Origin of the sequence: Neobacillus nitrireducens (assembly GCF_030915405.1) — a bacterium.
GTDB lineage: Bacteria > Bacillota > Bacilli > Bacillales > Cytobacillaceae > Neobacillus.
This window is the reverse complement of the sequence record NZ_CP133262.1, coordinates 631,237-654,145: the sequence shown is the minus strand read 5'-3', so window position 1 is coordinate 654,145 and position 22,909 is coordinate 631,237. Positions and strand designations below refer to the sequence as shown.

Genomic DNA, 22,909 nt, shown 5'->3' with positions numbered 1-22,909 from the left:
GACACCTACTACTTAATAATCTGTAATTCCTTTGCTACTTGTTCAATCTTTTTATAATTGTCATTCTTCGTTTCAACAAAACGATCCGTTTGGAATAGGTTCGCAATTTCTTTTTGCTCGCCAGTAATCGATAGGAGGGCGTCTTTTACCTTTTGCTTTGTTCCTTTACCAAAGACGTCTTCAACATTGCTGTTGATTGTCCAGTTATAGTCATAATAAGCAGGAGTTGTATAGAAAACTTTTACTTTTTTCGTATCCACTTTTCCTTCTTTTACAGCAGCTTCCCAGACGGCTTCATTCAATGCACCAGCTTTAAAGGCACCAGATTCAATTAATTTGTAAGTCGTATCATGTGAGCCTGAGAAATTAGGTTTGCCATCGAAGTCTTTATTGGCATCAATACCAGCCTCAGATAAATAATAACGCGGCATTAAATGGCCGGATGTAGAACTTTCACTGCCAAAAGTAAATGATTTGCCTTTTAAATCCGCAAGCTTGGTAATGTTTTCTGATGATTGGGTGATAAACACTGAATGAAACTCAGCGTCACGAGGACGTTGTACAATGGACTCAGCTTCAGGGACAAGGTTTCTAGCTTGTACACTTGTTAAGCCGCCAAACCAGGCCATATGAATTTCACCACGTTGAAAACCAGTGACTAGTGCAGCATAATCAACAGATGGTACAAATTCAACCTTCATACCTGTCTTTTCGCTAAGGTATTTAGCAACAGCAGTCATACCTTTATCTAAATCAGCGGCATTTTGGTCAGGAATTGCCCCAATTTTAAACACTTCTTTTGTTGTCGTTTCTTTCTTACTTTCACTCGTATCTTTATCATTTTGTCCGCATGCGGCTAATGAAAATACAAGAATAGCAAGTATGATGACAGAAATCCATTTTTTCATTAATAATTACCCCTTGATAGAATATTTTTAGTAACTTAGAATTGCTTAACCTTAAATATTATAAGTGAAGTATACGTAAAAATAAATTCAAATTATCTATTAAATAAATGAAAATTAATCGATAAATTAGATGGTAATAATTTTAGGTAATGAAAATAAAAAAAATCCCTTTCATCTGTGCATGGGATTAAACGATTTTTTTACCCTTGTATAATTAACCAATCAATTTGGGCAATTTATATAAAAAAAGGAAAAAGATATGATTGGATTACTAATTGCCATTATTGCATTTAATTATCTTGCATTTAAGAAAAATAAGATTTTAACTGTTAATCTAATTGTCCATATTTGGACTTTCACAATCGCTTTCCAAGCCTTGTTTGATGTCTATGTTGAATTCAAATATCATGGATATTGGTATTTTGACAAAGAGATTGATTGGGCTGGATTATTGCCGCATGTGTTTTTAGTTCCAGCTGCTAATATGATCTTTTTAAATTGGTTTCCACATAAATCAAAGGTCATTAAACAAATTGGGTTTATGATTCTTTTTACCATTGCTTTATTAATTTACGAAGCCGTCACCTTGCTGCCACCTCCGTGGGGTTTCTTTCATTATGGCTGGTGGAATCTTTGGCATGCTGTTATACTTGATCCGGTTTTGCTCCTTATCCTATTAGGATTTTATAAGTGGATTTGCAAGCTGGAAAAGGATTCCTGTAAATCTCCAAAAACACAGGAATAATTATTACTTAAAATGCTTAATCAAGCTTGCAACCTTGTCCATATAATATTAAAAAAGTATAGAAGGTGTGGATCGGTTGGCAAACAATCAAAAGGGAATTACGATTGGAACTATTTCTGGCGGGATTGTAAACTTTGGCGGAGCGGTTTGGATTGCTCCGATATCAGTAACAACGACAACCTCAGGGTCCGGAAATGATAATTCAGGTACAGAAGTAAGATCGAGTTCCAGGAACAGTGCTTTATTACAAAGAAACATAACTGAAATTATCGAATTAATTCAGGCGGTGAATAAGAAAAAATAAAGACGATACCATGAAAAAGTATCGTCCTTTGACCTTATTCTTTTTTTTACTTGTTAAGAGGCAATTTGATTATTTACTTGCTTTATCCGCTTGGTTGACTTTGTAAGATTGAAAACAATGTTTAAAAATATGGCAGTAAGGCTCCCTGTAACAATGCCGCTGCTAGTAAGGATTTTAACACCTTCAGGCAGGTGAGCAAACATATCAGGTACAGCCGTTACACCCATTCCCATTCCAACAGAACAAGCAATGATTAGAAGATTTTCTTGGGATGCAAAATCGACGTTACCCAGCATTTTAATTCCATAGGCAATGACCATACCGAACATCGCTACCATAGCGCCACCAAGGACAGGGGTTGGAATAACGGTAGTAAATGCACCGATTTTTGGAATAAAACCAAGAAATATTAGCATTCCGCCCATCGTATAAATAACGTTTTTGCTTTTTACACCTGAAAGTTGGACAAGTCCGACGTTTTGAGAGAAGGTTGTGTATGGGAAAGCATTAAACAAAGCACCAATCATACTTGCAAGACCTTCTGCACGATATCCTCTTGCTAAATCATTTTCAGATAATTTTTTACCAGTGATATCGCTTAGAGCGAAATAAACTCCTGTCGATTCTACCAAACTAACAATTGCTACTAGAGTCATTGTTAGAATAGGGGTCCATTCAAAGGTAGGTGTACCGAAATAAAATGGTTTTACCATATGGAACCAAGATGCATCCGCAACTGCTGAGAAATTTACTTTACCCATCAGGGAAGCAGCCACAGTACCGCCAATTAATCCAAGTAAAATGGAGATGGAGCGAATAAAACCTTTCGTAAAACGATAGAGCAAGATAATGAAAAGCAGGGTTCCGAAAGCTAAGCTAATATTCGATAGACTTCCATAATCAGGGCTGCCTAGACCACCCGCGATGTTATTCATTGCGACAGGAATGAGTGTAATCCCAATAATCGTAACAACAGAGCCAGTAACAACTGGAGGGAAGAACTTAATTAACTTGCCAAAGAATTGAGAAATAACGATGACGACCAGACCGGAAATAAGGATTGAACCATAAATGGCGGAAAGACCAAACTGTCCACCAATGGCAATCATCGGTCCCACTGCAGTAAAAGTACAGCCAAGAACAATTGGTAAGCCAATACCGAAAAAGCGATTCTGCCAAACTTGTAAAATGGTTGCAATTCCGCACATTAAAATGTCGATAGAAACCAAGTAAGTTAATTGTTCGCCTGAAAATTTAAGTGCTCCGCCGACGATTAATGGGACGATGACTGCTCCTGCATACATAGCTAATACATGCTGAATGCCTAATGAGGCAATTTTAAAAGGGTGTTGTTTCATTAGATTAATTCCTCCGCCATTTAATTGATATATGTCACTTCGCCATTTGATAGCGAGGCAATCCTTGCTAAAGATTCGACTCTCAAACCAAGTTCCATTAATCTTTGTGCACCGGGTTGAAAGGACTTCTCGATAACAATGCCAATTCCGATAACCTTTGCACCACTTTGTTGAACAATGTCTACTAAACCAAGTGCTGCCTCACCGTTAGCAAGAAAGTCATCAATGATTAACACTCGATCCTTTTCATTTACATATTTTTTGGAAATGGAAATTTCATTCGTTTCATTTTTTGTAAATGAATGGACTGTAGCGGAAAGTAACTCATCGACTAGTGTCAAAGATTTTCTTTTCCGGGCAAAAATGACAGGGACATTCATTTGTAATCCAGCCATGACTGAAGGTGCGATACCTGAAGATTCGATCGTAACAATTTTTGTAATTCCTTCAGCTTCAAAAATACGTGCAAACTCTTTTCCAATTTCAAGCATTAATTGGGGATCAATTTGATGGTTCAGAAATGAATCAACCTTTAACACTTGATCAGAAAGAATCTTTCCGTCATTTTTAATTTTCTCTTCAAGTAATCTCATGTGTATTTCTCCTTATAAAAAAATAAAAGCCCAAAGATTGATTGCCTCACATCAAAAAATGAGTGAGGTAATGACCTTTGGGCTTAATGACCAAAAAGAGAAGGAATTAGTACGCTTTAATAGACAGCGTCATTCCCATTACCCACTCATAGTCAGATTGTTAACGGCAATCCGGTAGAAACTTGCGGGCCATATCCCCGCGATTATATGAGTGAACCTTATGAATTTATACATAGTATATGCGCAAAAAAAGATGAAATCAATCATTTTTTATAAAAAAGCGAATAATATCAAAATTTAAAATGAAATCGTTCGTGTATTGTAAGCGTTTGAAATAGCATAAATAAAAGGCTCACCCAAAGATTGAATAGTCATTCATTTTCAGGTACTATAAAAGAGAAAAGTTTATTCGGAAAATTCTAAAATAGAGGGTGAGTAATCGTGAAAAAATCTATACCTGAATCATGGTGGAACCAGCTGAAATTACCAGTTATATCGGCACCGATGTTTTTGGTGTCAGGCACCGACCTCGTTAAAAATTGTTGCTTAAATGGCGTGATTGGTTCGTTTCCCGCTCCAAACGCCAGACCTATTGAAGTGCTTGATCAATGGATGGGACAGTTAAATGAAGAGTTGGAGGAGGCTCGTGCGCTCGATCCTCACCGAAAAATTGCTCCATGGGCGATGAATATGGTTGTACATAGTTCTTACAGCCGCCTCGAAGAAGAACTTTCATTGATCAAAAAGCATATGCCTCAATTGGTAATTACTTCCTTAGGCAGTCCAAAACGAGTCGTGGATATTGTCCATGAATACGGTGGATTGGTATTCTCTGATGTTAGTGATTTAAAATTTGCTAAAAAAGCAGCAGAAGCGGGTGTCGATGGTCTGATATTGGTCGCAAGCGGGGCAGGAGGTCACGCAGGTCAAATCAACAATTTTGCTTTCGTAGATATGGTGCGAAACTTCTGGGATGGAATCATCGTCCTCGCTGGTTCCATTTCAACAGGAAAGGGAATATTAGCTGCACAAGCAGCAGGTGCTGACCTTGCTTATATGGGAACTCGGTTTATTGTAGCGACAGAAAGTATGGCAAGGGATGAGTATCGGGAAATGCTGGTTGAAGCCACACAAGAGGATATTATCTTAACGGATGCTTTCTCGGGGATCCTGTGCAATATGTTAGTACCTAGTATTAAAAAGGCAGGATTGGACCCAGAGAAACTTGTCAAAAAAGATCAGGTTAACTTTGATGGTATGCAAAAGGAAACCAATGCAAAAGCATGGCGGGATATATGGTCCGCAGGTCATGGGGTTGGAGCAATCAATAAAATTGAATCTGTAAGTGAAATAATTGAAAGTTTAGCAGTGGAGTACAAAGAAGCATTACAAAATATCAATCAATATGCAGGAAAATTGAATTCTTTGTCGGTAAAGTAAGAGAGCCATAGGAAATATTATTAAATTAGAGAAGGAACCATTCACTTGAATTGGTTCCTATTTTTAGTGGAAAAGCGGCGATATTTTGAAATTCATCTTCGTTACTTCTTGTGTTTCTCCTTTGAAACCATATTGATTACTTTATAACCAGGTTTCATTTTAATTTTTTTCACTCCATTATTCGTTGTTACAAGGTACATCGTAAATTTTCGAGGGTGATGTTCCATCCTGTCAATTTTTTTAATGGTCTCTTTTCGAAAATATTTGTGTATTTTCTTCGTTTGCTTTTCGGATTTTTCACCGTAAAGAAAATCATAGGCGAGAATTAATAGAAAAATAAATACCGCGCCAATACTCAGTGTGTAAAGTACAGAATACATAAATGACAAGTGTGACACCCTTTCTATCAAGCAATTGAGCAATCTTTCCAAAGAGTAGTTAAGAAACTATTATACCGTAAAACCATGCCAGTTTTAAACTAATCTATCAAAGAGCTTTTGATTAGCAGAACGAAATAACCTTTTTTTGATTTGGGTACTCTAAAAGTATAAAAAAATATTTTTAACTTTTTGTCCACTAGATATGAACAACTTTAAAAAAGTATGATAAAGTATACTTTGGTAATCCTTTGATACCGCTATTAAACAAGGTTATTAATGTCCGCCTGAAACGGACAATCGTTTTTTCGTAAACGACAAAACAGGTTCGAACAAATAGAGGAGGAATGGAATATGTCTAGTACTATTTTGGAACAATTTTTAAATGAAAATCTTGAAGATCTAAAGGGAAAAGGTCTATATAATGTCATCGACCCACTCGAAAGTCCAAATGGCCCCGTAATTACGATAAACGGCAGGGAGCTTGTGAATCTTTCTTCGAACAACTATTTAGGTTTAGCAACAGATGATCGCTTAAGGAAAGCTGCCACTGAGGCGATTGAAAAATTCGGAGTTGGTGCAGGGGCAGTTCGGACGATTAATGGAACACTTAAACTTCATGTGGAACTGGAAGAAAAGTTAGCTGAATTTAAGCATACAGAAGCGGCGATTGCATACCAATCCGGCTTTAATTGTAACATGGCGGCGATTTCTGCTGTCATGGATAAAAATGATGCGATTCTTTCAGATGAATTAAACCACGCTTCCATTATTGACGGCTGCCGTCTATCTAAAGCCAAAATTATCCGTGTTAATCATTCAGATATGGAAGATTTACGAGCAAAGGCAAAAGCAGCAAAAGAATCAGGTCTTTACAATAAGATTATGGTGATTACCGACGGTGTGTTTTCAATGGACGGAGACATTGCCTTACTACCTGAAATTGTCAAGATTGCGGAAGAGTTTGATTTAATAACCTATGTTGACGATGCTCATGGTTCAGGCGTGCTTGGTGATGGAGCCGGGACGGTTAAGCATTTTGGTCTTTCAGATAAAATTGACTTCCAAATTGGTACCTTATCTAAGGCAATCGGTGTGGTTGGCGGTTATGTGGCCGGTAAGAAAAATCTGATTGATTGGTTAAAGGTCCGCAGTCGCCCATTCTTATTTTCGACCTCGTTAACTCCTGCCGATGTGGCAGCGAGTAAGAAATCGATTGAAATCCTAATGGAGAGCACGGAACTGAACAAAAAGCTTTGGGAAAATGGAGATTATCTAAAAAAAGGCTTGAAAGAGTTAGGTTTTAATATTGGTAACAGCGAAACTCCAATCACTCCATGTATCATTGGGGACGAAGCCTTAACCCAACAATTTAGCAAACGTTTAAATGATGAAGGAGTTTATGCCAAGGCCATTGTGTTCCCAACCGTTCCACAAGGAACCGGTCGTGTTCGTAACATGCCAACAGCTGCTCATACAAAAGAAATGCTTGATCAAGCAATTGCTACTTATGAAAAAGTCGGCAAGGAAATGGGCGTTATTTAATCATCACTCCAAATGATTAGAATAACGTAAATATAAAGTAATTCACTATTTTTAACATATGTGTAGAGGACGGATAGACCATGAAGAGGATATTAATTACAGGTGCCTTAGGGCAGATTGGATCAGAATTAACTTTAAAGCTAAGAGACATCTACGGTGCAGATAATGTCATTGCTACTGATATTAAAAAGAATGACAGCGAAGCCGCCCAAAGTGGGCCTTTTGTGACCGTCGATGTTACGGATTTAAACAAAATGGTCGAAGTAGCTAAGAAATACAATGTGGATACCGTTATGCACCTAGCAGCCCTTTTATCGGCAACTGCAGAAGCAAAGCCCTTATTTGCATGGAATTTAAATATGGGCGGGCTGATGAATGGGCTTGAAACAGCAAGAGAGTTAAAGGCACAATTTTTTACACCAAGTTCGATTGGTGCTTTTGGGCCCTCTACTCCAAAGGACAACACCCCCCAAGATGCGATTATGCGCCCAACTACGATGTACGGTGTCAATAAAGTGGCTGGGGAATTATTATCGGATTACTATTTCCAAAAGTTTGGTGTCGATACACGCGGCTTAAGGTTCCCGGGTTTAATCTCATATGTTGCTCTCCCTGGTGGAGGAACCACGGATTATGCGGTTGAAATTTACTATGAAGCGGTTAAAACTGGCAAATATACTTCTTATATTGATAAAGGTACGTATATGGATATGATGTATATGCCAGATGCCCTTAATGCCATTGTTGATTTAATGGAGGCCGATTCATCAAAATTAATCCACCGCAATGCCTTTAACGTTACTGCGATGAGCTTTGAACCGGAAGAGATTGCTGCCTCCATTGCAAAGTATGTCCCTGGATTTGAAATCTCTTATGCTGTTGATCCAGATCGTCAAAAGATTGCGGAAAGTTGGCCAAATTCCATTGACGCTACCGCAGCAAAAGAAGAATGGGGTTTTAAATACGCATTTGATTTGGATAAAATGACGAAAGACATGTTGGAGAAACTCCGTCAGAAGATATAAAATAAATGAATCCTGGGCTAAGTTAGCTCAGGATTTTTTGTAAAAAAACAACGAAGCACTTAAGGCTTCGCTGTTAACGTGTTACATATAGATATTTGTCTTTTTTCTCGGTAACTCGACCAATAATCGCTGCATATCCTAGTCCATTAGAATGCAGTTTATCGACATATTGAGCCGCTTCCTGTTCACTAATTGCAACGAATAAACCTCCGGACGTAATGGCATCACAAAGAACCAACTGCTCTTCCGGAAGGATATCCTCATAAACTACATCTTCAGCTATCCATTTATGATTCGATTTAGAACCTCCGGGAACCACACCATTTTTTGCTAATTCAAGTGCGCCCTCTAAAACTGGCACCTTTGATAGAGAGATTTCAAAACTCACATTACTGCCTTTTGCCATTTCACTGCCATGACCAAGTAATCCAAATCCTGTCACATCAGTAACAGCGTGTGGTTGAAAATCTTTTAGTGCTTCAGCCGCCCCTTTATTTAGCATCGCCATCGTTTCTGTTACAATTTGTTCCTGCAAAGGTGTGACCGCACTTCTTTTGATACCGGTTGTAATGATTCCAACACCGATTGGCTTCGTCAATACGAGGACATCACCTGGTTTGGCACCGACATTTTTCCATATTTTATCAGGATGCACTATACCTGTTACGGAAAGTCCAAATTTAGGCTCCTGATCATCAATCGAATGGCCGCCAACGGTAATCGCGCCAGCTTCTTTAACTTTATCTGCCGCTCCTCGAAGTATATCGGCAAGCATTTCGGCACCCAGTTTTTTAATTGGGAAGCCGACAATGTTCATAACGGTTTTTGGTTCCCCGCCCATCGCGTACACATCACTTAATGCGTTTGCGGCTGTGATTTGGCCAAACATATATGGATCGTCGACGATTGGAGTAAAGTAGTCGACTGTCTGTATTAATGCGATGGAATCGGTAATTTGGTAAACACCGGCATCATCTGATGTATCAAGGCCCACTAATAATTCAGGAACAGGTTCTTGTTTTGGTAATTGACGCAAGACTTGCGCCAGGTCCTCAGGACCAATTTTGCAGCCTCAACCGGCTTTTGTTGACATCGAAGTCAGGCGAATTTTTTCTAGTTCACTCAACATGTCCACCTCCATTTTTATAGTATAACTCTTTCAAATTAAATCCGCACGAATGGATATAAAAAATTGCAGTAAAACAGGGAATAGGTTAAAATATAAACACTATCATGATGTAGGAAACACTTTTTTTGGAGGGTAATTTTTATGAAGAACTATCATGTAATTGTTGAATTTTGTATGCAATGAAATTACGCACCAAAGGCCGCGAGTTTCGCGGAAGAGCTATTTAACCATTTTTTTAGAGATATTCAAAAGTTAGAACTGATTCCAAGTTCTGGCGGTGCATTTGAAGTAACAGTGAATGGTGAGAAGATTTATTCGAAGCTTGATACAGGGATTTTCCCTGATACCGATGAAATGATTGAAATCATATCCAAAAAATAAATAGTAGAACCCTCAAATCCAAACGATTTGAGGGTTTTTTTATAATTTTATTATGTAAACTGTAGCTTAAAAAATTAAGCCACAAGAATACTTAAGGCAGAGTAATGTATCTATTTTTTCCTAAACCTCTATCCCTTTTTGAGATAAATACCTCTAGAATTCCATTGGTAAAGTTGGCGTATACTGCCTGATTAATGACCTGGAATGGAAAATTAATGGAACGGATCCGTTTTTGTTTTCTCACGGAAGGGGGATATTCCATTGCGGTAATGATTAATTTATTTCCTTCAATATATACCTTTATTTCAGAAGCCTCAAATTCACTTAAATTGGCCTCAATAATCCATTCCATTTCTGTTTCATAGAGATCAATCGGAAATTGTGTTTCATCGTAGTAAGATGTAAGTGGATCCAGAAAATAGTTTTCCAGCCACTTCTCCACTAAATCAAAATCAAAAGTTTGATTTTTAATTTGTTTCTTTTTTGACATATCTAATCCCCCTTGCTCGTTTCATTTTATTCACTAGGAGAAAAAACGTGAAACGGATGTGATATAATTGCTATTGTTGAAGCGCCTGTTTGTAAGCTCCAATCATTCATTGGGCACTAAAATTAGGCGAATTACATAGGAAATGAAACAATTGTTAAAGGAGTTTTTATGTTGAAAGAATGGCTACGCTCAATTCCACCAGTCCATGAACTTCAAAATCATCGGAGGTTTTTGACCCTCCTTCAGGATAGTAAGCTAGATCTTGAGCAGCTTACCAAGCAACTTAAAGAAGTCGTTGATAAAATAAGGGAAGCAATCCTTAATGATCAATGGACAGGCACCATTCCAGGAACCAACCATTTTATTGAAGAGTTATTTACTATTCTTGATGCGAAAGTACAGAAACAGTATTCTTATACATTAGAAAAAGTCATTAATGCGACAGGTACTATTTTACACACCAACCTAGGCAGAGCTAGATTAAGTGAAAATGCAATCAACCATGTAATTGATACAGCCAGGAACTATTCAAATCTTGAGTACAAGCTTTCAGAAGGGGAGCGAGGTTCAAGACATAGTCATGTTGAACAATTAATTAAGGATATCACGGGTGCAGAAGCTGCCATGGTGGTTAATAATAATGCTTCTGCTGTATATTTGGTCTTAAGAGCCCTAGCCGTCGACAAAGAAGTGATTGTTTCAAGAGGCCAGCTTGTTGAAATCGGAGGATCTTTTCGAATCTCATCTATAATGGAAGAGAGTGGTGCACAGCTTGTAGAAATTGGCACCACGAATAAAACACATCTTTATGATTATGAAAAAGCCGTTAGCTCAGAAACGGCGATTATCATGAAGGTCCATACTAGCAACTTTAAAGTGATTGGATTTACCAAATCTGTTGAAACTGATGAACTTGTTAATCTTACTAAGCGGTTGGATGGTGTCATCTTTTATGAAGATCTCGGAAGTGGTGCGTTATACAACTTCAAGAAGCACGGAATTGGTGAAGAACCGGTCGTAAAAGAGGTCATGGAAACAGGGGCAGATGTTGTAACTTTTAGTGGTGACAAGCTCCTAGGCGGCCCGCAGGCCGGTATCATTGCCGGCAGAAAAGAAATCATTGATCGTTTAAAAAAACACCAGTTAGCACGGGTGGTGCGGGTTGATAAGATGACATTGGCTGCACTTGAGGGGACGTTAATTGATTATTCCCGCGGAGAAAATGGGTTAGTAAACATTCCGACCGTCCGCGATTTATTAGTTACCTCTGAAGAATTAGACGTACGATCGCAGTCTTTTGTTACAAATTTATTACAGAATACCGGAAAATATGTTACAAAAATTACAAAGGGAACAAGTCAAGTGGGTGGGGGGACTATGCCGGATGTAGAGCTTCCTACTACTGTTGTGACCCTAAAACATCGTGAACTGACAGCAGAACAGCTGGGAAGAAAGCTTCGAACCGAAGTGAAACCGGCAATTGTTGGACGGATTCAAAAGGATGAATTTATCATTGATTTACGTACGGTGACTGCCGAAGAGGAAGAGTACTTACTTCAGGCTCTAATCAAATTTAGCGAATCATAAGAGCGGACAAAATGCCCGGCACTTCAACCAAGTGCAGGGCATTTTTATGGGCAGTTACTTACGCGATTTTACATATCATGGTGTGAATTATGTTTGGCTCTGGTATGATTGCGATTCTTAACTTTATGAGAACCGCTTAATGGTTCAGGCTGCCCTGATTGTTTTGGTGCATTTTTTCGCATGTCTTTGCCATCGTTTTTGTTCATATTTCATCCCTCCTATTATGTTAGGATGCAGTGATAAAGTCCTTTTATACCGTATATTTTTTGTTGTTCTGTGCAATTTAACGGTAAACAAAATGAAGGAGTGAAGGAAGAACAATGGATAAATTCCCATACAATAAAGATAAACAACAAGCGTTTCAAGCAGCTACGCAGGGCTATGAGAATGCACAAGGACTATATGAAACAATTGTAAGTGATAGTGCAGGTTATGGTCATCAACTCAAACATCTCAAAGACGAAGTCAATGAAGCTTATCAGCAGATTCAAAATGCACTAGAAGTGGCCTCGGAGCATCAACGGTCGCAACTTGAGCGTTTTCAACAGGATTTACAAGGCATGGTGACAGAAGTAAACCAGACAGAATAGAAGAAGCAGGCGGGAAGGCCCGCCTGCTTTTTCTATTGATTCTTTTTACGTTTCTTGTTGTTCATTCTTTCTTTGGCGGTTAATGCCGGTTCACTGGCCATTTCCTCATTAAAACCTGCACCTTTTCCTTGCCCTTTGGCTGCATTCATTCCTGGAATTACATGATTAGATTTTCGTTTCACCATTCTAATCACCTCCTACACTTTTACTATTTCCTCCATAGCAAAAAAAATGACAAAGAAAAGGTTTTTTGAGATAATTAACAATGAAAAAGATGGTTTTCCCATTTCTTTAATTACATAAGCACAATTAGCGTTTTTTGAATTTTCAGAACAAAAATGCAGAAAAGGCATAAGTAAAACTTATCAATCACAATAACTTTCTTGTTATTTACTTATGTAATCGCTTGTATTAAGATTAGAATTGTGAGAAAAGTTAAACAGGATGGGAAAATTCAAATTTTTCAACTTTTCGTTAATTTATGACGAATTTAGGGGGTTTTTTTCATGGTAAAAAACGATGTATTTAACGCACGAACTTCCTTTGAAGTGAACGGTAAAAGTTATAACTATTACCGCTTAAGTGCACTTGAAGAGGCGGGAATTGGGAACGTTTCAAACTTGCCTTACTCTGTAAAAGTCCTACTTGAATCTGTACTACGCCAATTAGATGGCCGCGCGATTTCAAAAGAGCATGTTGAAAACTTAGCAAAATGGGGCACAAATGAGCTACAAGAAGTGGACGTACCATTTAAGCCAGCTCGTGTAATCCTTCAAGACTTTACGGGTGTACCAGCTGTTGTTGACCTTGCTTCATTAAGAAAAGCAATGGCAGACCTTGGCGGAGATCCTGACAAAATCAATCCTGAAAAAACAGTGGATCTTGTCATCGACCACTCTGTACAGGTTGATGCCTATGGTGCTGCTGATTCCTTAAAAATTAACATGGATTATGAATTCGAACGTAATGCTGAGCGCTACCAATTCCTAAGCTGGGCGCAAAAATCATTTAATAATTATCGTGCTGTACCGCCTGCTACTGGTATCGTACACCAAGTAAACCTTGAATACTTAGCAGATGTTGTCCACGTTGCTCCAAACGCTGACGGTGAATTAGAAGCATATCCTGATACATTGGTTGGTACAGACTCACATACAACTATGATCAATGGACTTGGTGTTCTTGGCTGGGGTGTGGGTGGAATTGAAGCTGAAGCAGGAATGTTAGGTCAGCCTTCATACTTCCCAGTACCAGAAGTTGTCGGTGTTAAGTTAACAGGTGTGCTTCCAAACGGTGCAACCGCAACTGACCTTGCATTAAAAGTAACTCAAGTTCTTCGCAGCCATGGGGTTGTTGGGAAATTTGTTGAGTTCTTCGGACCAGGGGTTTCTGTACTACCACTTGCAGATCGTGCAACGATTGCAAACATGGCACCTGAATACGGTGCAACTTGTGGTTTCTTCCCAATTGATGATGAATCACTTGCTTACATGCGCTTAACAGGCCGTGAGGAAGAGCATATCAATGTAGTTGAACAGTACTGCAAAGCAAACGGATTATTCTTCGACCCAGCTATCGAGCCAGTTTATACTGATGTAGTTGAAATCGATCTTTCAGTTATTGAAGCGAATCTATCAGGTCCTAAGCGTCCTCAAGATTTAATTCCACTTTCAAAAATGAAAGAAGAATTCGTGAAAGCTGTTTCGGCTCCCCAAGGAAACCAAGGCTTCGGCTTACAAGCAGATGAACTTGATAAGTCAGCTGAAGTGAAATTCAACAACGGTGACGAAACAACAATCAAAACAGGTGCAGTTGCGATTGCTTCGATTACAAGCTGTACAAATACATCTAACCCTTACGTACTAGTAGGTGCCGGGCTTGTTGCAAAGAGAGCCGTTGAATTAGGAATGGAAGTTCCAAAATTCGTGAAAACTTCTTTAGCACCGGGATCTAAAGTTGTAACCGGATATCTTCGAGATTCAGGGTTACTTCCTTACCTTGAGCAAATCGGCTTCAACCTTGTTGGTTACGGCTGTACAACATGTATCGGTAACTCCGGCCCATTAAAAGAAGAAATTGAAAAAACAATCGCTGAAAACGACCTTTTAGTTACATCTGTCCTTTCAGGTAACCGTAACTTTGAAGGACGTATTCACCCGCTTGTAAAAGCAAACTACCTTGCGTCACCACCATTAGTTGTCGCTTACGCGCTTGCTGGTACTGTAAACATTGACTTTGCTAAAGAAGCAATTGGTAAAGATAAAGATGGAAAGGATGTTTTCTTCCAAGATATCTGGCCTTCAACTGCTGAAATTAACGATGTCGTAAAACGCACGGTTACACCTGAACTTTTCCGCAGCGAATATGCGAACGTTTTCGGTGACAACGAGCGTTGGAACGAAATTAAAACAAGTAATGAGCCTTTATATACTTTTGATGAAGATTCAACTTATATCGCAAACCCGCCTTTCTTTGAAGGCTTATCACCAGAACCAGGTACAGTTGAACCATTAGCAGGACTTCGTGTAGTTGGTAAATTCGGTGATTCTGTAACAACTGACCATATTTCACCTGCAGGAGCAATTGGAAAAAATACTCCAGCTGGTAAATATCTGCTAGAAAAAGGTGTGGCAATCCGCGACTTTAACTCTTACGGATCTCGTCGTGGTAACCATGAAGTAATGATGCGTGGAACATTTGCCAACATTCGTATTCGTAACCAAATCGCACCAGGTACAGAAGGCGGAGTAACGACTTACTGGCCAACTGGCGAAGTTACATCCATTTACGATGCTTGCATGAAATATAAAGAAAACGGCACTGGCTTAATTGTCCTTGCTGGTAAAGATTACGGAATGGGTTCTTCACGTGACTGGGCTGCGAAAGGAACAAACCTGTTAGGCATTAAAACAGTTCTTGCTGAAAGCTTTGAACGTATTCACCGTTCAAACCTTGTGTTAATGGGTGTGCTGCCACTTCAATTTAAAGAGGGCGAAAGTGCTGAAACACTTGGTTTAACCGGAAAAGAAACCATCGATGTTCAAGTGGATGAGAACGTTAAACCACGTGACCTTCTAAAAGTAACGGCAACAGACGAAGCGGGCAACAAGAAGGAATTTGAAGTTCTTGTTCGTTTTGACTCTGAAGTTGAAATTGATTACTACCGTCACGGCGGAATTCTTCCAATGGTTCTTCGTGAAAAATTAAAAGCTTAATAGTGAAAAACACCATGCCAATTGGCATGGTGTTTTTTAGCGGAGGAATATTTGACAAATCAAATGATTCTCTCATAAAATAATACTATTAAACGAAAAGGAATGGTAAAGAGGCATGAAGTTTTAATCTTATTTTTTCAGACATGATTCGAATAACGAAAAATGTTGAACCTGAAGAATAGGATTAATCTGTCCTTTTTATGTCCTAATCGTATAAATGCGAACACAAATAAACCTTTACAGGTCTTTTTGTTGTACCTCTAAACGATGACATAAATCTCTCTTCAGGTTCAGATGAAGGGAGTTTTTTTATGCATACAAATCAAAGGACAATCATAAAAGTAATCGGCTTAGAAAAAAGTTTTCATTTAAGGAAGGTATTAGACAATATCCAATTTGAGATAAAGAATGGGGAACGAATAGGCCTTGTCGGATACAATGGCACTGGAAAGACAACACTGGCCAATATCCTGTTTGGAAAAATCACTCCCGATAAAGGTGTTATTGAAAAATCAAGCGACTTAACGATTGGTTACTTATCACAATCGATTGATTATGAGATCAATGATTTTCAACAGTCATTAACAGGAAGTACATCGAAAGGTATATTCCAGCATGCCAGTGAGTTAGGTCTTCATAAGGTCTCTGACTGGGAGGAAGATCGTCTCAATCATTTAAGTGGAGGAGAAAAGTTAAAACTCGCATTATCAATGGTTTGGGCAACAAAACCTGACTTATTAATTTTAGATGAACCGACCAATCATTTAGATTATAAAGGAATTGAGTGGCTGGTAACCGAACTAGAAAAATTCCCAGGTCCTGTCTTAATTATCTCACATGACCGGCATTTTTTAGATAAATCCGTTAAACGTGTGTTCGAATTAGAACATGGGAAGCTCCACTTTTTCAATGGAAACTATAGTGACTATCGTAAAGAAAAACAGCATCGGATGGAAAATCAGCAGCATCAATATAGTGTCCAGCAGCGCCAAATGGAGATGGTTGAGTTACAGATGGAGCAATTAAAGTCTTGGTCAGAAAAGGGACATCGGAATTCCACAAAACAAGGCCGGGATTTTGGTCCAAAAGAATATCACCGTGCCAAGGCAAAAAAGCGAGACAATCAAGTGAAATCAAAAATGAAACGGCTCCAAAATGAGCTTGAAAAAAATAAGCTTGAAAAACCGGCAGAAGAAGTCCAAATAAGGTTTCAGTTTGACACGCAAGGGAAGAGAGGTAAACGGATAATTGAAGCCAAGCACCTAAAGAAATCTTATAAGGATAGGACCCTTTTTTATAACGCTAACTTTTATATTAATCACGGAGAGCGAGTGGGTCTCATAGGGGAAAACGGCTGTGGGAAAACGACTTTAATCCAAATGATTTTAGAACAAGAATCCTATACTGAGGGCGACTTATGGAAGAGCGACTCGATAAAAATTGCCTATTTAAGTCAGGATGTAGATGATTTACCGTCAGATAAAACCTCCATTGAGGCACTAGGGTACACAGATCAAAAGAGTGTTCTTAAAGCGAGAACCCTTTTAGCCAACTTAGGCTTAAAGGAAGCATTAATCACTAAACCAATCGGAACGTTAAGTTTGGGAGAACGCACAAGAGTAAAGCTGGTTGACATGTTAATGAAAGAATATGATGTTCTTATCCTAGACGAACCTACCAACCATTTGGATTTGCCAAGCAGGGAGCAGCTTGAAAATACGCTTTCGGAGTTTAGCGGTACGATTATTACGGTTTCCCATGACTATTATTTTCTTAATAAACTTTGTGAACGGCTATTGGTATTTGAAAACCAGCAAATTCAACGATTTGAAATGAAACCCGAGGAGTATTTTAATAAAGATGAAAAGAAAGAAGTGAACGATGAAGAAGCATTACTGTTAATTGAAAACAAAATGGCCATGATATTGGGGGAACTATCAATAATTGATCAAAAAGATCCAAAATATCGTGTTTTAGACCAAGAATTTAAAGAACTCCTTAAGCAAAAAAGAGAGCTTATTGGATAAATTCACAAGAGAGCGGTTTATCTGCTCTCTTGCTTTGTTTTTTAATTACTTTTTACCTAATAAGGTTAGCAGCTCCTTTTCTCTTTCTGTCCTCATCCCGGATTTCCAATCGTAATCAGTCAGGTGGCGTGTCTGTTCCCATTCATGGATATCAGTTAGGCTTTCCTTTAGCGGTCTAAATGACAATCCACTATTGATTGCTTTATCAATATTGATTGAGAAAGCCCCTTTCCAAGGTTCTTTCGTTTCTTGGGATAGGGGATAATTCTCTGGAACCCAGAGAGGCATTTCCGTCCACGGTGCCACTTGTTTATCTAATAGGAATTTCTCATCTGCCCAAACCACTTCTGCATTGGATCCAGTCACATCGATACATGAATCAACAAACTCTTTTATCGTAAGCGGGTAATTAGGACCTGTAGCATTGAAGGTTCCTATGGAATCCTTTTCTTGCATATCAAGAATCCAATTCGCAAGGTCTTTATTGTCAATAATCTGGACACGACGATTTGGGTTTCCTGGGGCTAACACCTTACCGCCTTTTGCGATTCTATGGATCCAATAGGGAACACGATCGGTATAATCATTCGGGCCGATTAACTGACCTGCACGCACGTTTAACACTCGTCCAGGCATATTTTTTTCTGCAATCTGCTCACATAGCGCTTTAAAATGTCCGTAATATTCATATACAGGGCCGTCCGAATCCATTGAGAGTTTATTGGCTTCCTCGATTGACATGTCTAAGACAGGGTAGCTTTCATCCAAATTTTCTTGAACCCAGTCTTGGTACACAGAAATACTTGAGATAAATGTATAATGTTTTACTTGATCCTTCAATAAGTTGGTTGTATTCTGGACCGTGTAGGGAATAAATCCACTCGTATCCAAAACCGCATCCCAGTCACGGTTTTGAAGCGCTTTCAAATTACCAAACCGATTTCCAGTGAGGATTTCAACGTCCTTTATTCCCGGATTTTGAATTCCCCGATTAAAAATAGTCACTTCATGATTTCGTTTCAAAGCCTCTTCCACAAATGTTCTCCCTAAAAAGCGGCTTCCACCTAAAACAAGAATCTTCAAAAGAATCCCCCTCCAGTCTTGTTTTTATTTTAACAAATTTTCTAACAATTGGGTTAAAACATCATTAAAAATAATAATTCTTTAAATTGTCACAGTTTCGGCATATCCAAGTTTTGTTTCACCTAGGATTATAGTGTAAAATCGATGTAGCAAAGTATGAGTAAAGGAGGATTCGGGGATGATTAAAAAAGTCATTGCTGCAGTAGTATTAGTTACCTTACTTACAGTGGCGATTGTTCAGGCAATGGATAAAAAAACAGAAACTCCCGAAACTACAAGTCAAACAAGAGCTAGTCAAGATGGTCTCGCTATTGGAGCAAAGGCACCTGATTTTGAACTCAAAACATTAACAGGCGAGAAAATAAAGCTTTCTAATTTAAAAGGAAAAAAAGTAATGCTTAACTTTTGGGCAACTTGGTGCCCGCCTTGTAAAGCAGAAATGCCTGCTATGGAGCAATTTTCCAAACAAATGGATAAGGATATCGTTATTTTGGCGGTGAACATTGATCCACAATTAGATGTCCAAGGGTTTGTTGATGAAAATAAAATCACTTTTCCAATCCCTCTAGATGTCGATGATAAAGTGAATGAAACCTATCAAGTACTTTCCATTCCGACCACCTATTTTATTGATAGTAAAGGGATTATCCAGAATAAATATATCGGTGGAATGAAACTTGAAGATATGAAGGATTACACAAAAAAGCTTAAGTAACCTAAGACATTGGATTACTCCAGTGTCTTTTTCTATGGAAAAGGGGCGGGGCGCCGCATTAGTGAGTCAAATTAACAAGTCCTAGTAAGAATAAAAATTTTCCAGGGATAAATGAAGTGTAGCTTTGCTCTGCTCACACCGATTTTAATGAATGCGCTTTTCTTTAAAATTTTCAAAAAGTTGTAATAATTGCAACCGTTTCCGGGCATAATAACTGTTAGAATAGTAAATAAGGACGGTGATACCATTGAGAAAACCTAGAAAACGCTCGTTTGCAGAGCTTGTATCTGAAAATAAATCACAACTTTTAAAAGATCGTGCTGCAATTGAAAAAATTGAACAGCGCTTAGAAGAAAAACGTCTTGGCAAAGCTGAGTAACTAAAAAAGTTTACCAATTATGTTTTCCTTCCAAATGGACAAAATGTACATAAGGAGGGATCAGACATGGGTAATCCGAAAAAAGATAGCAAACATTTTGTACCTAGCCATACTGGCACACAACCAAGAGGATTTAATGGGAATAAGGGTAAAAAAATGAATGATACATCAGGCCAGCATGCTCAAGTAATTCAAACAAAAGGTGAATAGGTATAGATTATAAGACTCAATAGGCAGAAGCCTGTGGGTCTTTTTTGTTTCAATAAAAATTTTCTTTGTTTATTTTTTCTACTCCGTAACAAACTATATCTGTACCAAAAAGACCAAGGAGGAATTACAATGCCCTATAACAACAAACCGAATCCGGATGATCGTAGTGATAATGTTGAGAAACTCCAAGCGATGATTCAAAATACCGAAAATAATATTGAAGCAGCTGAGGAATCTTTGGCATTAACGGATAGTGATACCCAGCGCTCACAAATTGAAGCAAAGAATGAACGTCGTCGTGAAAGCATCGACTCCTTCCGTTCAGAAATTAAGGATGAGTCAGACAACCAACAAAGCTAAAAAAGTGGAAGACCTGTTCATTGTGGACAGGTCTTTTGTTTAGGTATGGAGTCACTGTTATGGTAAGATAGAAAGGAAATTTTGAAGAAGAAGTGATAACCATGAGACAACTTGTAAATAATCAGCTCACTATAAATGAAGAAAAATTAAAGCTATGGGAAAGTGAATTCAATGACAACGGATATATTTCAGATGAGAATGAATTGATTTCCACGTTAACGACGGAAACCAACCCGGTTACTTTATCAAAACTGTTGTCACTAGCCGCTTTATCGCGAATCCAACGTAATAAACAGGATAAAATGGCACTAGTATGGCTTGAAAGAGCGCTTAATCTCTACCCCGATAATCAATTAGCAAAGGAATATATGCTCCAATCTGATTGGAAGAAGTTTGAAGATTCACTTTCACCGCTTACCTTTCCTGCCATTAGGGAAACGGATAATCGGACCGCTAAGAAGAAAACGGCGGAACAATACATAGAAGTGTGTCAAAGCTTTTTAGTCCAAGCTGATGAGATTCAAAATAAGTTAGAAGCTAAAAGAGATTTGTCTTCGAAAATAATAAATCAGGCTTTATATCTAAAATACAATCTTCTCTCTGAACTATTGGCATCGGGGATAGAAGAAACCGGTAATTTGTATAAGGCGGCTGAGGAGTACGACCAATCCATTACTGGTGTATTCCATACATCCACCTATTATGATGATTTAAAGTTACATTTAGCGAATCTGGAGGAAATCAAAGCGAACTGGCATAATCAATTTCTTGAAGAACAAGCCGAGAGTCTCCCAACACAAAAAAATGCCCTAGATCAACTAAATGAAATGATTGGAATGGATTTTGTTAAAAATCGGGTCAATGATTTTTATCGGTTTTTAAAGTATCAAAAACAGCGGAAAGAACTAGGCTTTCAAATGAAGGACGATCTGAGCTTGAACATGATTTTGACAGGAAATCCGGGTACTGGAAAAACAACACTGGCCCGGTTACTTGCGAAAATATATCATGAATTAGGTGTCTTGCCTCGTGAAGAAGTGATTGAAACGGACCGATCACAGCTTGTAGGTGCATTTGTCGGCCAAACAGAAGAAAACGTCCGAGCCATTGTCGAACGTTCCATTGGCGGGGTGTTATTTATTGATGAGGCCTATAGTCTAAAACGCGAAGGGCAAACAGGCAATGATTATGGTCAAGCAGCCATTGATACACTCGTTTCGCTGATGACTGGACATGAATACGGAGGGAAATTTGCCGTGATTATGGCAGGCTATCCCGAGGAAATGCGCTCCTTTCTGGATGCAAATCCAGGTTTACGAAGTCGTTTTCCACAATCGAATCTCATTCATTTACCAAATTATTCAAATGAAGAGTTAATAAGGATTGCTGAACAAGTCGCTTCGGATAATGATTATTTCCTCAGTGAGGATGCTAAGACCGAAATCAACCAACGGTTAGACCGGGAACGAGTCGATGATACTTTTGGAAACGCAAGGACTGTTCATAATATTGTTATTGATGCAATCTTTAAGAAGGGGTCTGTCAAAGAAGTAAATAAAGATAGCCTACTTGATTTTATTGTTTTGAATAAAGAAGACTTTCTTTTAGATAAAGAGGAAAGTTCTGAGTCGCCATATGATAAATTGGCCCGGCTTATTGGTTTAGAAGCATTAAAGGTGGAAATGAGATCACTTATCTCGTTTGTAAAAATGCAGCAATACCGGTTGAAAAACGGGCTGCCTCCTGTACCGATTCAGCTTCATGCGGTGTTCACTGGAAACCCCGGTACAGGAAAAACGACCGTCGCTAAAGTTTATGCGGAGCTTTTAAAGGAATGCGGAATCTTAAAAAGAGGCCATCTAATCGTGGCTAGTCGGGCAGATTTTGTAGCGGGATATGTGGGTCAAACGGCAGCAAAAACTAAGAAGAAAATTAAGGAAGCACTCGGAGGCGTCTTATTTATTGACGAGGCCTATTCCCTTTTTAGTTCCACAACAGGTGATTTTGGTAAAGAGGTTATTGATACCATTGTTGATGAAATGACCAAGCATAATGAAAACTTAGTCGTTGTCTTGGCTGGATACCCACATGAAATGGACTTGCTCCTTGAAAGTAATCCAGGTCTACGTTCACGATTTAAAAAATTCTTTTTATTTCCTGACTATACCCCGGAAGAACTGCTTGAAATCATGGTCGTTTATGCCGAAAGTTTTCAATATCAATTAACAGAGGAAGCTAAGGCGATGTTACTTCAAAATATGAATGAGGAATCCTATAAAGGTAACGGCCGTTTCGCCACAAACCTGGTCGATGAAATGATCCAAGCGCAAGCCTCTAGACTCATGGATTCAGAAGAAGATGAACATCTGTTTGAAAAATCCCTGCTTCTTGAAGTAGAGGATGTCCTCATGGCAATTAGTAAAAATGTATAATACTATCGAGTGAAAA

Annotated in this window: 24 protein-coding genes and 1 riboswitch; of the genes, 15 read left to right on the top strand and 9 right to left on the bottom strand. The window is 38.6% G+C overall.

What is annotated here, in order from left to right; all coding sequences use genetic code 11:
• Positions 1-8: 8 nt before the first annotated feature.
• Positions 9-908 (bottom strand): putative selenate ABC transporter substrate-binding protein, encoded by a 900-nt coding sequence (locus tag RCG22_RS03110; protein WP_308105676.1) that lies wholly within the window; start codon positions 906-908, stop codon positions 9-11.
• Positions 909-1,167: 259 nt separating this feature from the next.
• Here RCG22_RS03110 and RCG22_RS03105 point away from each other — a divergent pair, with 259 nt between their 5' ends.
• Positions 1,168-1,653, top strand: a complete 486-nt coding sequence (locus RCG22_RS03105) for a hypothetical protein (protein WP_308105675.1) — start codon at positions 1,168-1,170, stop codon at positions 1,651-1,653.
• Between the two features lie 76 nt (positions 1,654-1,729).
• Complete coding sequence (locus RCG22_RS03100; RefSeq protein WP_308105674.1) at positions 1,730-1,957, top strand: hypothetical protein; 228 nt, start codon at positions 1,730-1,732, stop codon at positions 1,955-1,957.
• Between the two features lie 53 nt (positions 1,958-2,010).
• Here the strand turns inward: RCG22_RS03100 and RCG22_RS03095 are convergent, their stop codons facing one another.
• On the bottom strand, positions 2,011-3,315 hold the full coding sequence (locus RCG22_RS03095; RefSeq protein WP_308105673.1) for a nucleobase:cation symporter-2 family protein: 1,305 nt from the start codon (positions 3,313-3,315) through the stop codon (positions 2,011-2,013).
• Between the two features lie 20 nt (positions 3,316-3,335).
• The gene (locus RCG22_RS03090; RefSeq protein ID WP_308105672.1) at positions 3,336-3,908 is read right to left on the bottom strand and encodes a xanthine phosphoribosyltransferase; all 573 of its coding nucleotides are present in this window, start codon (positions 3,906-3,908) and stop codon (positions 3,336-3,338) included.
• Between the two features lie 129 nt (positions 3,909-4,037).
• Positions 4,038-4,139, bottom strand: a riboswitch (purine riboswitch).
• A gap of 210 nt (positions 4,140-4,349) precedes the next feature.
• Here RCG22_RS03090 and RCG22_RS03085 point away from each other — a divergent pair.
• Positions 4,350-5,348: an NAD(P)H-dependent flavin oxidoreductase gene (locus RCG22_RS03085; RefSeq protein WP_308105671.1), complete on the top strand. Its 999-nt coding sequence runs from the start codon at positions 4,350-4,352 to the stop codon at positions 5,346-5,348.
• A 101-nt stretch (positions 5,349-5,449) separates the two neighbouring features.
• Here the strand turns inward: RCG22_RS03085 and RCG22_RS03080 are convergent, their stop codons facing one another.
• Positions 5,450-5,737 (bottom strand): hypothetical protein, encoded by a 288-nt coding sequence (locus tag RCG22_RS03080; protein ID WP_308105670.1) that lies wholly within the window; start codon positions 5,735-5,737, stop codon positions 5,450-5,452.
• Positions 5,738-6,079: 342 nt separating this feature from the next.
• Here RCG22_RS03080 and RCG22_RS03075 point away from each other — a divergent pair, with 342 nt between their 5' ends.
• Positions 6,080-7,270: a glycine C-acetyltransferase gene (locus RCG22_RS03075; RefSeq protein ID WP_308105669.1), complete on the top strand. Its 1,191-nt coding sequence runs from the start codon at positions 6,080-6,082 to the stop codon at positions 7,268-7,270.
• Positions 7,271-7,350: 80 nt separating this feature from the next.
• Positions 7,351-8,295, top strand: a complete 945-nt coding sequence (locus RCG22_RS03070) for an L-threonine 3-dehydrogenase (RefSeq protein WP_308105668.1) — start codon at positions 7,351-7,353, stop codon at positions 8,293-8,295.
• Between the two features lie 73 nt (positions 8,296-8,368).
• Here the strand turns inward: RCG22_RS03070 and selD are convergent, their stop codons facing one another.
• Positions 8,369-9,424, bottom strand: a complete 1,056-nt coding sequence (gene selD, locus RCG22_RS03065) for a selenide, water dikinase SelD (protein ID WP_374049423.1) — start codon at positions 9,422-9,424, stop codon at positions 8,369-8,371.
• A gap of 141 nt (positions 9,425-9,565) precedes the next feature.
• On the opposite strand from selD, the gene RCG22_RS25395 reads away from it, so the two are divergent.
• Positions 9,566-9,805, top strand: coding sequence for an Rdx family protein (locus RCG22_RS25395; RefSeq protein WP_374049422.1), 240 nt, complete (start codon positions 9,566-9,568; stop codon positions 9,803-9,805).
• A gap of 91 nt (positions 9,806-9,896) precedes the next feature.
• Here the strand turns inward: RCG22_RS25395 and RCG22_RS03060 are convergent, their stop codons facing one another.
• Positions 9,897-10,295, bottom strand: a complete 399-nt coding sequence (locus RCG22_RS03060) for an Hsp20/alpha crystallin family protein (protein WP_098260613.1) — start codon at positions 10,293-10,295, stop codon at positions 9,897-9,899.
• A gap of 171 nt (positions 10,296-10,466) precedes the next feature.
• On the opposite strand from RCG22_RS03060, the gene selA reads away from it, so the two are divergent.
• Positions 10,467-11,882: an L-seryl-tRNA(Sec) selenium transferase gene (gene selA / locus RCG22_RS03055; RefSeq protein ID WP_308105667.1), complete on the top strand. Its 1,416-nt coding sequence runs from the start codon at positions 10,467-10,469 to the stop codon at positions 11,880-11,882.
• A gap of 68 nt (positions 11,883-11,950) precedes the next feature.
• On the opposite strand, the gene RCG22_RS03050 is transcribed toward selA, so the two are convergent.
• On the bottom strand, positions 11,951-12,088 hold the full coding sequence (locus RCG22_RS03050) for a small acid-soluble spore protein P (RefSeq protein ID WP_024026873.1): 138 nt from the start codon (positions 12,086-12,088) through the stop codon (positions 11,951-11,953).
• 114 nt (positions 12,089-12,202) lie between these two features.
• On the opposite strand from RCG22_RS03050, the gene RCG22_RS03045 reads away from it, so the two are divergent.
• Positions 12,203-12,472 carry a hypothetical protein gene (locus tag RCG22_RS03045; protein ID WP_308105666.1) on the top strand — a complete coding sequence of 90 codons (270 nt, stop codon included), beginning with the start codon at positions 12,203-12,205 and terminating at the stop codon, positions 12,470-12,472.
• A gap of 32 nt (positions 12,473-12,504) precedes the next feature.
• Here RCG22_RS03045 and sspO read toward each other — a convergent pair whose 3' ends face one another.
• Positions 12,505-12,657, bottom strand: coding sequence for a small acid-soluble spore protein SspO (gene sspO / locus RCG22_RS03040; RefSeq protein ID WP_308105665.1), 153 nt, complete (start codon positions 12,655-12,657; stop codon positions 12,505-12,507).
• A 321-nt stretch (positions 12,658-12,978) separates the two neighbouring features.
• Between sspO and acnA the strand changes: the two genes are divergently transcribed.
• Positions 12,979-15,687: an aconitate hydratase AcnA gene (gene acnA / locus RCG22_RS03035; RefSeq protein ID WP_308105664.1), complete on the top strand. Its 2,709-nt coding sequence runs from the start codon at positions 12,979-12,981 to the stop codon at positions 15,685-15,687.
• A gap of 311 nt (positions 15,688-15,998) precedes the next feature.
• On the top strand, positions 15,999-17,714 hold the full coding sequence (gene abc-f / locus RCG22_RS03030) for a ribosomal protection-like ABC-F family protein (protein WP_308105663.1): 1,716 nt from the start codon (positions 15,999-16,001) through the stop codon (positions 17,712-17,714).
• A 45-nt stretch (positions 17,715-17,759) separates the two neighbouring features.
• Here the strand turns inward: abc-f and RCG22_RS03025 are convergent, their stop codons facing one another.
• Positions 17,760-18,797 (bottom strand): NAD-dependent epimerase/dehydratase family protein, encoded by a 1,038-nt coding sequence (locus RCG22_RS03025; RefSeq protein WP_308105662.1) that lies wholly within the window; start codon positions 18,795-18,797, stop codon positions 17,760-17,762.
• Between the two features lie 178 nt (positions 18,798-18,975).
• Between RCG22_RS03025 and RCG22_RS03020 the strand changes: the two genes are divergently transcribed.
• The 5 genes from RCG22_RS03020 (at position 18,976) to RCG22_RS03000 (ending at position 22,893) form a co-directional block, all read left to right on the top strand.
• Complete coding sequence (locus tag RCG22_RS03020; RefSeq protein WP_308105661.1) at positions 18,976-19,512, top strand: redoxin domain-containing protein; 537 nt, start codon at positions 18,976-18,978, stop codon at positions 19,510-19,512.
• Positions 19,513-19,759: 247 nt separating this feature from the next.
• The gene (locus RCG22_RS03015) at positions 19,760-19,891 is read left to right on the top strand and encodes an FbpB family small basic protein (protein WP_088087694.1); all 132 of its coding nucleotides are present in this window, start codon (positions 19,760-19,762) and stop codon (positions 19,889-19,891) included.
• 66 nt (positions 19,892-19,957) lie between these two features.
• Positions 19,958-20,101, top strand: a complete 144-nt coding sequence (locus RCG22_RS03010; RefSeq protein ID WP_098260605.1) for an acid-soluble spore protein N — start codon at positions 19,958-19,960, stop codon at positions 20,099-20,101.
• A gap of 129 nt (positions 20,102-20,230) precedes the next feature.
• Positions 20,231-20,461 (top strand): small acid-soluble spore protein Tlp, encoded by a 231-nt coding sequence (tlp, locus tag RCG22_RS03005; protein ID WP_308105660.1) that lies wholly within the window; start codon positions 20,231-20,233, stop codon positions 20,459-20,461.
• Between the two features lie 101 nt (positions 20,462-20,562).
• Positions 20,563-22,893 (top strand): AAA family ATPase, encoded by a 2,331-nt coding sequence (locus RCG22_RS03000; RefSeq protein ID WP_308105659.1) that lies wholly within the window; start codon positions 20,563-20,565, stop codon positions 22,891-22,893.
• Positions 22,894-22,909: the final 16 nt, after the last annotated feature.